General features: G+C 59.6%; 13 protein-coding genes. 9 read left to right on the top strand and 4 right to left on the bottom strand.

Going from position 1 to position 12,292, the window contains the following annotated elements; translation table 11 throughout:
* Positions 1-6 precede the first annotated feature (6 nt).
* Complete coding sequence (gene fkpB / locus F8N44_RS12760; protein WP_177325639.1) at positions 7-444, top strand: FKBP-type peptidyl-prolyl cis-trans isomerase; 438 nt, start codon at positions 7-9, stop codon at positions 442-444.
* A gap of 167 nt (positions 445-611) precedes the next feature.
* A complete protein-coding gene (gene ispH, locus F8N44_RS12755; protein ID WP_007909838.1) occupies positions 612-1,556 on the top strand; it encodes a 4-hydroxy-3-methylbut-2-enyl diphosphate reductase in 945 nt (314 codons plus the stop codon).
* Here the strand turns inward: ispH and F8N44_RS12750 are convergent.
* Positions 1,528-2,082, bottom strand: a complete 555-nt coding sequence (locus F8N44_RS12750) for a GspH/FimT family pseudopilin (protein WP_150650553.1) — start codon at positions 2,080-2,082, stop codon at positions 1,528-1,530. The genes ispH and F8N44_RS12750 overlap by 29 nt on opposite strands.
* Positions 2,083-2,212: 130 nt before the next feature.
* Here F8N44_RS12750 and F8N44_RS12745 point away from each other — a divergent pair, with 130 nt between their 5' ends.
* Genes F8N44_RS12745 through thiO form a run of 7 tightly spaced genes read left to right on the top strand, consistent with a single transcriptional unit; the run spans position 2,213 to position 8,983 of the window.
* Positions 2,213-2,686 carry a GspH/FimT family pseudopilin gene (locus F8N44_RS12745; protein ID WP_150650552.1) on the top strand — a complete coding sequence of 158 codons (474 nt, stop codon included), beginning with the start codon at positions 2,213-2,215 and terminating at the stop codon, positions 2,684-2,686.
* Positions 2,683-3,132 carry a type IV pilus modification protein PilV gene (gene pilV, locus F8N44_RS12740; protein WP_150650551.1) on the top strand — a complete coding sequence of 150 codons (450 nt, stop codon included), beginning with the start codon at positions 2,683-2,685 and terminating at the stop codon, positions 3,130-3,132. Before F8N44_RS12745 ends, pilV begins: the two co-directional genes overlap by 4 nt.
* Positions 3,129-3,842, top strand: coding sequence for a PilW family protein (locus tag F8N44_RS12735; protein WP_150650550.1), 714 nt, complete (start codon positions 3,129-3,131; stop codon positions 3,840-3,842). Before pilV ends, F8N44_RS12735 begins: the two co-directional genes overlap by 4 nt.
* A 10-nt stretch (positions 3,843-3,852) precedes the next feature.
* Entirely contained in the window at positions 3,853-4,332 is a 480-nt protein-coding gene (locus F8N44_RS12730; RefSeq protein ID WP_150650549.1) for a PilX N-terminal domain-containing pilus assembly protein, read from the top strand.
* Complete coding sequence (locus tag F8N44_RS12725; RefSeq protein WP_150650548.1) at positions 4,319-7,408, top strand: pilus assembly protein; 3,090 nt, start codon at positions 4,319-4,321, stop codon at positions 7,406-7,408. Before F8N44_RS12730 ends, F8N44_RS12725 begins: the two co-directional genes overlap by 14 nt.
* A 15-nt stretch (positions 7,409-7,423) precedes the next feature.
* Positions 7,424-7,825, top strand: a complete 402-nt coding sequence (locus F8N44_RS12720; protein ID WP_150650547.1) for a type IV pilin protein — start codon at positions 7,424-7,426, stop codon at positions 7,823-7,825.
* Between the two features lie 57 nt (positions 7,826-7,882).
* The gene (gene thiO / locus F8N44_RS12715) at positions 7,883-8,983 is read left to right on the top strand and encodes a glycine oxidase ThiO (RefSeq protein ID WP_150650546.1); all 1,101 of its coding nucleotides are present in this window, start codon (positions 7,883-7,885) and stop codon (positions 8,981-8,983) included.
* Positions 8,984-9,072: 89 nt separating this feature from the next.
* On the opposite strand, the gene F8N44_RS12710 is transcribed toward thiO, so the two are convergent.
* The 3 genes from F8N44_RS12710 to F8N44_RS12700 are packed head-to-tail and all read right to left on the bottom strand — an operon-like array spanning position 9,073 to position 12,237.
* Positions 9,073-10,419: a sigma-54-dependent transcriptional regulator gene (locus F8N44_RS12710; RefSeq protein WP_150650545.1), complete on the bottom strand. Its 1,347-nt coding sequence runs from the start codon at positions 10,417-10,419 to the stop codon at positions 9,073-9,075.
* The gene (locus F8N44_RS12705) at positions 10,416-12,005 is read right to left on the bottom strand and encodes a sensor histidine kinase (RefSeq protein ID WP_150650689.1); all 1,590 of its coding nucleotides are present in this window, start codon (positions 12,003-12,005) and stop codon (positions 10,416-10,418) included. The genes F8N44_RS12710 and F8N44_RS12705 overlap by 4 nt, the downstream gene beginning before the upstream one ends.
* Positions 11,995-12,237 (bottom strand): PP0621 family protein, encoded by a 243-nt coding sequence (locus F8N44_RS12700; protein ID WP_150650544.1) that lies wholly within the window; start codon positions 12,235-12,237, stop codon positions 11,995-11,997. The genes F8N44_RS12705 and F8N44_RS12700 overlap by 11 nt, the downstream gene beginning before the upstream one ends.
* Between the last annotated feature and the right edge of the window lie 55 nt (positions 12,238-12,292).

Below are 12,292 nucleotides of genomic sequence, written 5' to 3'. Positions count from 1 at the left end.
CAGGTATTGGCTGAGCAACGCATCGGCCAGAACACGGAAGTCACTTTGCACTTTGCATTGCGCCTGGAGAACGGCGACACCGTCGACAGTACGTTCGACAAGGCCCCGGCGACCTTCAAGGTCGGCGACGGCAATCTGCTGCCGGGTTTCGAAGCCGCGCTGTTTGGCTTCAAGGCCGGTGACAAGCGTACGCTGACCGTCGAGCCGGAAAACGCTTTCGGCCAGCCAAACCCGCAGAACGTGCAGATCATTCCGCGTTCGCAGTTCGTCGATATGGAGTTGTCGCCGGGTTTGCTGGTGATCTTCAACGATGCGGCCAATACTGAGCTGCCGGGCGTGGTGAAAGAGTTCGATGACGCGCAAGTGACCATCGACTTCAACCACCCGCTGGCGGGCAAGACGCTGACCTTTGACGTCGAGATCATCAACGTTAAAGCGATCTGACTGACTCTATGAAGTCAAATGTGGGAGCGAGCTTGCTCGCGAATGCGGTGTGTCAGCCAACAGTAATGTTGCAGGTGATGGCCTCTTCGCGAGCAAGTCGAATCGTCGCTCCCACAATGTTTTCTACCGTTTTCGCTATTTCTTGCGCGCAAGACACGAGGCACAGCATGCAAATCAAACTCGCCAACCCCCGTGGCTTCTGCGCCGGTGTGGACCGGGCGATCGAAATCGTCAACCGTGCCCTGGAAGTCTTCGGGCCACCGATCTATGTGCGCCATGAAGTGGTGCACAACAAGTTCGTCGTTGAAGACCTGCGCAGCCGCGGGGCGATCTTCGTCGAAGAGCTGGATCAGGTGCCGGATGACGTCATCGTGATTTTCAGTGCTCACGGCGTATCTCAAGCCGTGCGCACCGAAGCCGCCGGCCGTGGCTTGAAAGTATTCGACGCCACTTGTCCGCTGGTGACCAAGGTGCACATCGAAGTGGCGAAATACAGCCGCGACGGTCGTGAGTGCATCCTGATCGGCCACGCCGGTCACCCGGAAGTCGAAGGAACCATGGGCCAGTACGACGGCAGCAATGGCGGCGCGATTTACCTCGTCGAAGACGAGAAAGACGTGGCCGAGTTGCAGGTGCATAACCCGGACAAACTGGCCTTCGTCACCCAGACCACGCTGTCGATGGACGACACCAGTCGCGTTATCGATGCCCTGCGTACACGCTTCCCGGCTATCGGTGGCCCGCGCAAGGACGACATCTGCTACGCCACACAAAACCGTCAGGACGCGGTCAAGCAATTGGCCGACGAGTGCGACGTGGTGTTGGTGGTCGGCAGCCCGAACAGCTCCAACTCCAATCGTCTGCGTGAACTTGCCGAGCGCATGGCCACACCGGCCTACCTGATCGACGGTGCCGAAGACCTGCAAAAGAGCTGGTTCGATGGCGTTGAGCGTATCGGCATCACCGCCGGTGCCTCTGCACCGGAAGTGCTGGTGCGCGGCGTGATTCAGCAATTGCAGGCCTGGGGCGCGACCGGTGCCGATGAACTGGCCGGGCGTGAGGAGAACATTACGTTCTCGATGCCTAAAGAGTTGCGCGTACGTTCGATCTGACGCTTTTGGCTTTTTGACACAACGCCTGCTCAGCTTCTTCGCTGCTCAGGCGCACGCGACCGGTCGCCGCCAGCACTATCTGGCGCTGGCTGACCGGCTCGCGAGCCGAGCAGACATGTAATGTCCCTGCCTGAAAAGCCCGCCCGGGCATCAGCGGCTGTCCCAGGCTGCTGAACCTCACGTAACGGCTTACCAGCCAATTACCGACAATCGGTACCTGTGAGTCACTCACACTTTCCTGCAGTAGCGGATTGCTGCTGTCCGCAGGCCCTTTGCCGCTGATATCCAGAATTATTCGCCAGCCCTGACTCCAGTCGCCGTTGATGCCGTGGATCACCACAGCCTGATTTCGTGTGATCGCCATGGTGCGCGCATTGCGGATGCCATCGAGCAGTGAGTGCGCCGCCTGATCCCGGTGGTTCGATTCGCGCAGCGTTGCAAATGCCGGACTGACCAACAGTAGAACAATTGCGCCAATCGCCAGTCCCATAAGCAGTTCGATCAGGCTGAAACCCTGTTGCGGCATGAAAACTCCCTCCGTGGAATGTGATGAACGGCGCGCTCCGTGCGCCGGGCAGGGCAAATCAACCGACGCGGGTCGGTTGAATGTTCTAGCGTGTAGAAGCAGGTATAGCCGACGGCAACGGAGGGCATCGATGGATCTTCGTACAAAAGGTTTCACGCTGATCGAGTTGTTGGTCGCACTCGCGATCTTCGTGATCCTGATCACGTTGGCCGTGCCGGCGTTCACCCGATCGATACAGGGCAGCAAGGCTGATACCGAGATGGGTGACCTGCAACGGGCGATCAATTTCACCAGGCTCGAGGCCATCGACCGTGGCACCACCCTGCGCCTGCGCCCAACCGCTGGCGGCAGCGTCTGGACCGGTGAGTTATCGGTATACGACAGTACTGGCAATCCGGCCAATGTGTTGCGGGTTGTTCCCGCGATGAGCAGCGGCGCGACTCTGACGCTACCCTCAGGAGTGACCGCACTGGATTTCAACAACCTTGGCGGTCTCGCGGCACCGTCGACGGCGGTGCTCATCAGTTACACGCTGGGAACGCAAAGCAGGACGCTGAACGTGTGCTTGAACGGACGAATTCAATTGGGTGGAAGTTGCGGATGAGGGCAGGGAGTCAATACACACAGCAGGGCATGACGCTGATCGAGGTGCTGGTCGCGTTGCTGATTCTGACGGTCGGGTTGCTGGGGGCGGCGGCGGTGCAACTGAATGCGCTGAAGTACACCGACAGCTCGCGGATGACCAGCCAGGCCAGTTTCATCGCCTACGACATGATGGACCGCATTCGCGCCAATTCCGGCGCCGACTACACCGTCACGCCGCCGACTTCGGGCAACTTGAGCGTTGCGCGTGATCAGGATCTCTACGATTTCACCACCAACATCGTCAACTTCGGTGGCCCCACCGCGACTGGCAGCATCACCCTCAATCAGCGCGTCTACACCATCACCATCAACTGGAGCGATGCGCGAGCCGCCAACACCGCCAGTGCTCAACGCAGCTTTGTCCTGACCAGTCGCGCTGCGGTTGATCCGGTGGCCACGCCATGAAGCAGCAAAACCGTGGATTCGGTCTGATCGAATTACTTATCGCTTTGGCATTGGGGCTGATCGTGGTGCTGGGCGTGGTGCAGATTTTCATCGCGGCGAAAAATACCTATGTCAGCCAGAACACTGCCGCCGCGATGCAGGAAGACGCACGGTTTGTGTTGAGCAAAATGATTCAGGAAATTCGCATGGTCGGGATGTTCGGTTGTCTGGGCACTATCCTCGATTCGAGCTCCGCGGGCGACTTCAACGCTGCGCAGGTCATGCCGATCAGTTGGGACAATGCCAACCTGAAACTGACGCTGGTGACCGCCGATATCGGCAGCGGCGGGGGCACGCCAACCTGGACGGTGCTCTCCGACTGCCGCAATAGCGCAACGGCCTATACCGGCTTGCGCTCCCCGGCGAGCGGGCAAATCGCGTTCCCGATCCGGCGTCTGATCTACAGCTTCAGCAACAATCAGATTCTCATGGGCACCGGCAGCGGAACGCCGACCCAGCAAGTGCTGGTGAACAACGTCAGTGCGTTCAACGTCACCTTCGGTCTGGCCAGTTCTGCGACGGATGTGGCGGCCTCGACGTATAGCGCCAACCCCAGCGATCCGGCGCGCATCCGCAGTGTGCGCCTGAGCCTGACCCTCACCGACCCGAACAATCGGGTGCGCAATCAAACCTTCAACGTGGTTGCCGCTTTGCGCAACCGCTTGCAGTGAGGGCGCGCTGATGAGGATTTCTCTTCACACCCGTCAGGCGCAGCACGGCATGGTCTTGCTGGTCAGTCTGGTATTCCTCTTGTTGCTGACCCTGATTGGTCTGTCGTCGATGCAGAGCGCCAACCTGCAGGAAAAAATGGCCGGCAGCGTGAGTCTGCGTAATCAGTCGTTTCAGACTGCCGAGGCGGCGTTGCGCATTGGCGAAAGTGCGGTGCAACTGGACAGTTATTCGCTGGCTGTGTGCAGCGGTATCACGCAATGCGCGCCGCCAGCGGAGTCGTCAGTGGTCAGCGCGGCGGGGCTCAACTCGACTTCCGGGGTGACCTGGATCTCCGCCGGCAATGGTTTCTATGGTGTGCAGAATATCGGCACCACGCTCACGGCGGTGAACGTGCCGAGCAACACCTCGGCGACGTTGTATCGGGTTACAGCGGTCGGCATCGCCGGCAATTCGCGTAGCGTGGTGGAGAGTGTTTATGCGAAGTATTGAGCGCTGCATGCCTCTGTTGATCGGCATGCTGCTGAGCTTTTATCTGGCCGCGCCGGCGTATGCGTTCACGCCTTCCGATTCGCCGCTGTTGAGTGCGGCGGCGGTACCACCCAACGTCATGCTGCTGATCGACGATTCGGGGAGTATGAACAGCATCATTTATGCGGCCGGATTCGATCCGACGGCTGATCGCACCCCGGCCCGGCAATGCAACGCGTTTCTCGGGTTATGCACCCCTCTGAACGCGCCAACGATCACAGGCGATCCTGTGTTTTTATCAAGCCTTCCGACCTCCGGGTGTTCGGGTGGCGCGTACGCGTTTTACAACAACAGTGTCGCGCCACTGTGTCTGAAACTGCCGGACCCTGTGGGTGGCGGCAATACGCGATATACAGGCGATTACATTTCCTACGTCGTCAGTCTGGCCATCAACAATGGCACGCGCGATTTCACCACAGGGGCGATTCCCAACGACTACCGCATCAACGTTGCTCGCAACGTGTCGACGGCACTGGTCACCAGCAATCGCACTTTGCGTATTGGCCTGTCGACGTTCAACCCGGTCACCAACAACGACTCTGGTAATGGCGGTTATATCGCCCGCTCGATCAGCGACTTGGCGCCGGTGTCCGGGAGCGTCACGCAGGCGCAGGCAGACACCAACTACAACGCGCTGATCTCATCGATCAATGGTTTGAGTGCCGTGGCCAACACCCCGTTGGCAGAAACCTACTATGAAATCACCCGCTACATGCGCGGCATGGCGCCGTACTACAACAGCACGCCCGCGACCTACACCAGTCCGATCCAGTACCGCTGCCAGAAAAATTATGGCGTGGTGATAACCGATGGCTTGCCGACCTTCGACCGAACCTTTCCGAGCAACGACCCATTGGGCGGCAGCCGGTTACCGAACTGGGACGGTGTCAGCAATGACGGTAACAACCTCTTTGGCGACAAAGAAGGGGATACGTTGTATCTGGATGACATCGCCAAGTTCGCCTTCGATATCGACATGCGCTCGACCGGTACCGACGCGGCGGGCAAGAGTTGGAACGCGGTGGATTTTCCCAAGCAGAATATGAACACCTATACCGTGGGCTTCACCGCCGACAATGACATGCTGTCGGACGCGGCCAGTTACGGACAGGGCCGGTATTACCAGGCGACTGACAGCACCGGGCTCAACGCCGCGTTGTCATCGGCGTTGAGTGATATCACTTCCAAGGCCGGTTCCGGCGGTAGTGGTGTCACCAGCGGCACCACACTGGCGAGCGGCACCAGTTACTTTCAGACTAGTTACGACCCCAAGGACTGGCGCGGTACGATCAAGTCCTTCGGCTTCAATGCATCCGGAGCGGTGAATACCTCTGCGGTGCTCTGGACCACTGACACCACTATCGTACCGAGTGCGACCGCACCGACCTATCAGTCGTGGAACACTACAAGCAACGCCGCCGTTGCGCTGGCCTACGGTAATTTCTCCGCGCCCCAGCAGACGACACTCAGCCAAGGCCTGCCCACCGGCATCTCCGGCAGTGATCTGCTGGAGTGGAGCAAAGGCACCAACAAGAACGGGCTCAAAGTGCGTAGCGTGCTGCTCGGCGACATCATCAACTCGCCGTTGGTGCTGGCCTCACCGACGGACAAGACAGCCTCCGATCTGTCGGGCGACACCACGTACACCGCTTACCTGACCACCAAAGCGGCAAACATGAATGCCAGTCTGGTGGTGAACGCCAACGACGGTTTCGTCAACGTCATCAACTCGGCCAACGGCAGCCGTCGTTACGCTTATATGCCCTCCAGCGTATTGCCGTCGCTGCGGCTGATTGCCGATCCGAACTACATCAACGGTGTCAGCCACAAGTTTCTGGTCGACGGCCAAGTGGGCGTGTATGACGCCCAGCTCAATAGCGCATGGAAAACCCTGGCCATCGGCGGAACCGGTGCCGGAGGTAAGACGTTCTACGCGCTGCAACTGTTCGACGCTTCGGCGGGTAACGTTTTGCGTGCGTTGTGGGAGGTCAGTGCGCCGGCGACTGCAAGCACCGCCAACGCTTTCAATGATCTGGGTTATGCCTACGCACGCCCGGAAGTGGCACGCTTGGCCGATGGTCGCTGGGCGGCTTTCATTGCCAACGGTTACGGCAGCAACTCCGGCGTGGCGGCGTTGTATGTGCTGGACGTACGTGATGGTTCGCTGATCAAGAAAATCGTCATCGACAGCACGGAAACCACCAATGGCTTGTCGTCGGTAAAACTCAAGGTCAATTCTTCGAACGTGGTGCAGGCCGCTTATGGCGGCGACTTGAAAGGGCGCCTGTGGAAATTCGATCTGAGCGCGACATCGACGGATAGCTGGGGCGTGGCATTTTCCGGCAAGCCGCTGTTCACGACGGCGGGTGGGGCGACTCAACCGATCACCGCGCAACCGCTGCTGGCGGACAACTCGCTCGGCGGCAAACAGATCTTCGTTGGCACCGGTAAATTCAACGAGACGGCTGACAAGACCAACAAGGATTTGCAGGCGTTCTATTCGGTGTGGGATGCCGATGGCGGCTCCGGGCAGCTCACCGTCAGCAGTTTGCAGGCGCAGGCGGTTACTGGCGTGTTCTCCGGCAGTACCGGGCAGTTCGTGACGACGACGCAGAACGACACGACCTATCCGGGAGAGAAGGGCTGGTACCTGCCCTTGGTGTATAACAACGCGCTGACTGGCGAGCGCGTTATCAATCAGGCCAGTCTGGTGCTTGGGCGGATCATCTTTACCACCGCGAGCGTCGATACCACCGACCCCTGTTCCAGTTTTGGCACCGGCAAACTGGTCGAACTCGATGCGTTCAGCGGTAAGATGCTCAACTACGCGGTGCTCGACACCAACGCCGATGGCGTGGTCGACAGCAATGACACGATTTCCAGTGGCGTGGTGTTCACCGGCGGCATTCCGACCCTGAATGCCATCGTCAACGGTGCCACACGCAAGATTGTCAACGATTCCAGCGGTGGCATTACCACACTAGTGGAAAAATCCGGCGGTGGCAGCCGTCGTATCATGTGGCGACAAATACAGTAAGCGAGAGTTTGAGGCATGCGCAGATCCAACCGAGGCTTCACCCTGATCGAAATCATGATCGTGATTGCGATCATCGGGATCGTCATCACCATCGTCGCACCGAGCTATACCGAGTACCTGAAAAAGGGCCGTCGCGCCGAAGTGGTGTCTCTGCTTTCGGAGCAGGCGCAGACCCTCGAGCGGTTCTACACCCGAAACAATACCTACACCAATGTCACCGGACTCAGCACGGGCAATGATTTCTACACCCTCACCCCGACCATTGCCGACCAAACCTTCCTGCTGACCGCTACCCGTAAAGTGGGTACCTCCATGGCCACCGACAAGTGCGGGGACTTCACCCTGACCAACACCGGTGTCAGAAGCATGAACAACGCGACTACCGGGCTGACCACCAAGGATTGCTGGGGCCGCTGAGACGCTTTCTTTCGGGCGCCTTTTGCGCCCACTGTCTTTTTTACGGTTGGATCAAACATGACCAGGCAACAGCAAGTGGTGATTGTCGGTGGCGGGGTGATTGGCCTGCTGACCGCCTACAATCTCGCCTCCGAAGTGCGCAGTGTGGTGCTGCTCGATCGTTCGAACCTCGGCCAGGAATCGTCCTGGGCCGGCGGCGGTATCGTTTCGCCGTTGTATCCGTGGCGCTATAGCCCGGCGGTTACCGCGCTGGCGCACTGGTCCCAGGACTTTTATCCACAGCTCGGCGAGCGTTTGTTCGCTGACACCGGGGTGGATCCTGAAGTACACACCACCGGCCTGTACTGGCTGGATCTGGACGATGAAGCCGAAGCGCTGGCCTGGGCCGAGCGGGAAAACCGCCCGTTGCGGGCTGTGGATATCTCGGCGGCGCATGATGCGGTACCGGTCCTCGGTGGCGGTTTCTCCCGGGCGATCTACATGGCGGATGTCGCCAACGTGCGTAATCCGCGTCTGGTCAAGTCGCTGAAAGCGGCGTTGCAGGCACTGCCGAACGTGACCATTCACGAGCAGTGTGAGGTCAGCGGGTTTGTCGGCGAGAACGGGCGAGTTATTGGCGTCGAGACGTCGAGGGGCGTGATCAACGGTGATCAGGTCGTACTGACCGCGGGGGCGTGGAGCGGGGATCTGCTCAAGACGCTGGACCTGACGCTGCCGGTCGAACCGGTCAAAGGCCAGATGATTCTCTACAAGTGTGCGGCGGATTTTCTGCCGAGCATGGTATTGGCCAAGGGCCGTTATGCGATCCCGCGCCGAGATGGCCATATTCTGATCGGCAGCACGCTGGAGCACGAAGGCTACGACAAGACGCCAACCGATGTGGCGCTGGAAAGCCTCAAGGCTTCGGCAGTGGAGTTATTGCCAGCGTTGGCCGATGCCGAAGTGGTCGGGCACTGGGCGGGGTTGCGTCCCGGCTCGCCGGAGGGCATTCCGTATATTGGCCGGGTGCCGGGGTTCGACGGGTTGTGGTTGAACTGCGGGCATTACCGCAATGGGCTGGTGCTGGCGCCGGCGTCGTGTCAGTTGTTTGCCGATGTGATGCTTGGGCGCGCGCCCATTATTGATCCGGCGCCGTATGCGCCTGAGGGTCGCATTTAAAGCAAGATCAAAAGATCGCAGCCTTCGGCAGCTCCTACATTGGAATGCGTTTCCTGTAGGAGCTGCCGAAGGCTGCGATTTTTTAGGATTTAATCCAGACCGAGTTTTTTCAGTCTGTAGCGCATCGACCGAAACGACAGACTCAACCGCTGCGCCGCCGCCGTACGATTCCAGCGCGTCTCCTCCAGCGCCTGCAAGATGAGTTTGCGTTCGACGTTCTCCAGATAATCTTCCAGATTATCGATCTGGGTCAGATCGGCAATGCCGCCATCTGCCGCGCAGTTGCCTTCGCTCAAGCGCAAATCCTCTGCCTCGATCGTACGGTTTTCACACAAGGTGTGCGCCCGTTCGAGAACGTTCTCCAGCTCCCGCACATTCCCCGGAAACCGGTAATTCTTCAGCGCTTCCAACGCCTGCGGATGCAAGCGTGCTGCCGGTTGGCCGGTGTCGTTGGCCAAACGCTTGAGCATATGCGCTGCCAGCACTTCAATGTCATCACGGCGCTCACGCAGCGACGGCACGCGCAGTTCGATCACGTTCAAGCGGTAATAAAGGTCCTGACGAAAACGCTCGGCCGCGACTTCGGCATCAAGGTCTTTGTGCGTGGCGCAGAGAATTCGCACATCGACCACGCTTTCCTGTTGCCCGCCGACGCTGCGCACGGCTTTTTCCTGAATCGCGCGCAGCAGTTTTACCTGCATCGACAGCGGCAAATCCGCCACTTCATCGAGAAACAGGGTGCCGCCATGGGCCGCCTGAAACAGCCCGGGTTTGTCCTCGACTGCGCCGGTGAAACTGCCTTTGCGATGACCAAAAAACTCGCTTTCCATCAGTTCCGAGGGAATCGCCCCGCAGTTCACTGGTACGAACGGCTGGCTGGCGCGCGGCCCCTGTTCGTGGATCAGTCGCGCGACCAGTTCTTTACCGCTGCCGGATTCGCCGCTGATGTACACCGGTGCCTGGCTGCGGGCGAGTTTGTCGATCTGTTTGCGCAGGTTGCGCATCGGCGCTGAATCGCCGAGCAAGCGTCGATCAATCGAGGTAGAGCTGCCTCCTGCCGCCGACATGCGCAGGGCCGTGCCGACCAGTTCGCGCAAGCGCGTGAGGTCCACTGGTTTGGTCAGGAAGTCGAATGCGCCTGCCTTCAAGGCGTTGATCGCCGTTTCCAGGCTGCCATAGGCGGTGATCATCGCCACGGGGAGTTGTGGATAACGCTGCTGAATATGCTGCACCAGTTCCAGCCCCGTGCCGTCGGGCAGGCGCATGTCGGTCAGGCACAGGTCGAATGTTTCGCGATGCAACAGCGCTTGGGCTTCAGCCAGATTGCGCGCGCTGTAGGTGTCGAGTTTCATCCGTCCCAAGGTGATTTCCAGGAGTTCGCGGATATCCGGTTCGTCGTCGACGATAAGAATTTTTTGCCGTGGGCTGGTATTCAACTTTGTTTCCGTCCGTGAGCAAAGGTGATGCGAAAGCAGCCGCCGCCTTGGCGTGATTGAAAGTCTAGGCGCGCTTGGTTGCTTTCGCACAGCTCACGGGACAGATAAAGCCCAAGGCCGGTGCCCTGGCTGCTGGTGGTGAAAAACGGTTCGAACAGATGCGCCTGTTCATCGGCAGGGACGCCGGGGCCGTTGTCTTGCACTTCGAGGACCGCCAGCTGGCTGTCGGGATCGCTGAACAGGGCCAGCCAGACTTGCGCCTGATCGTGCAGCAGCGCGCTGTGGCGCCAGCCGTTGCGTAACAGATTGTCGAGAATCTGCGTGAGCTGGTTGGGGTCCATCAGCGTGGTGAAGTCCCCTGAATTGATCCGCAGATGAATCTGCTGGCGCTCGCCGGCCTGTTCGCGGCTTTCGGCAACGAAGTTCTCCAGCCACGGTTTGAGATCCAGCCGTTGCGGCGCGCTCTGTTGGCGCCGGGACAGTTGCAGGACGTTTTCGATGACTCGGTTCATGCGCTGGGAGTGGTCTTGAATGATCTGTGTCAGACGCCGATCCGCGCCGTCGAGTTCCTCGGACTCCCCCAATAGCTGTGCCGCGTGACTGATGGCACCCAGCGGATTGCGGATTTCGTGGGAGATCCCGGCGGTCAAGCGCCCGAGCGCGGCGAGTTTCAATTGCTGGGCCTGCTGGGCGATTTGCGCGAGGTCTTCGAGAAATACCAGGGTTTGCTGGTTGGGGCTTTGCTCGAGGGCAATGAAGCTCGGCTGCAGTTCGACGCCGTTACCGGGGATTTTCAGGCTTTGCGGGCGCAGGGTCGGGTTGTTCATCCACAGTTGCAGGCGATCGACCAGCGCACTGGAATAGTCGTCGATCAAATGTCCCTGAAGGTGAGATTGCGCGAGCAGGGTTTGTGCGCTGTGGTTCGCCAGTTGCACCCGGCGCTCCTCGTCGAGGACCAGAATCCCGGTGCGCATGCGTTGCAGGATCAGCGCATTGAGTGCTTCGAGCCCGACCACTTCGCTGGCACGTTGTTCGGCCAGTGTTTCGCTGACCTCCAGGCGCCGTATCAGTCCCTGCACCAACAACGAGGCGGCAAAGCACAGGGCGCCGAGGGTGCCGGCTTGCAGGTATTCATTGGCGCTCAGCGGATGGTTGAAGCTCAGCAGGAAACTCGAACCGACGATGCCCAGCGCGCCGATGGCGGCGATCAACAGGCCGATGCGCCGGCGTAGCAAGGTGTTGCTGATCGCCACCGAGACAATCAGCAAATTGCCCAACGCACTGCCAACACCGCCTGCCGCAAAGAACAAACCGCATAAAAGCAGGACATCGACGAGGGCCAGGCTGAACAGCTGCGCCGGCCGTCGGGTGTTCTCAAGGAACACTACCAGCAAAATGTTGAGGATCAGGTACAGCCAACTGCCGCCGCGCAGCAGTTCGTCGTTTGCCGACGTCAGCAGGCGATTGTCCATGTTGCTGGAGATCAGCAGCACCAGTGTGATGCCGACGCTTAGGCGGTAAAGATGATAAAGGCGCAGCAGGCGCTGCGCCTGTTTGCTGTTGGCGCTGGCGGCCTCAGCGATCACTGGCACCCGGGCCTTGCTCAAGGTGAGCCTGGCTGCAATACCACTGTTGTTGCACGCTCAGTGCGCGGTCGCGCGGCAGATGCACGCCGCAATGGGCGCAGCGCACCATCGGTGGAGCGTCCTGTTCGCGAGGGGTGCGATTGGACTGAGAGGACGCGGCGGGTGCCTTGAATTTACGCCACAACCATATGGCGGCGAAAATCACGACGATCCAGAACAATAAACGAAGCATGATGAGCGGCTTTCCGACTGATGATCCGGCAGTTTAGCCAAGCTCCCGACCAGCG

The sequence above is a fragment of the Pseudomonas fluorescens genome (assembly GCF_902497745.1).
GTDB lineage: Bacteria > Pseudomonadota > Gammaproteobacteria > Pseudomonadales > Pseudomonadaceae > Aquipseudomonas > Aquipseudomonas fluorescens_BM.
This window is presented reverse-complemented; position numbering and strand designations above follow the sequence as displayed.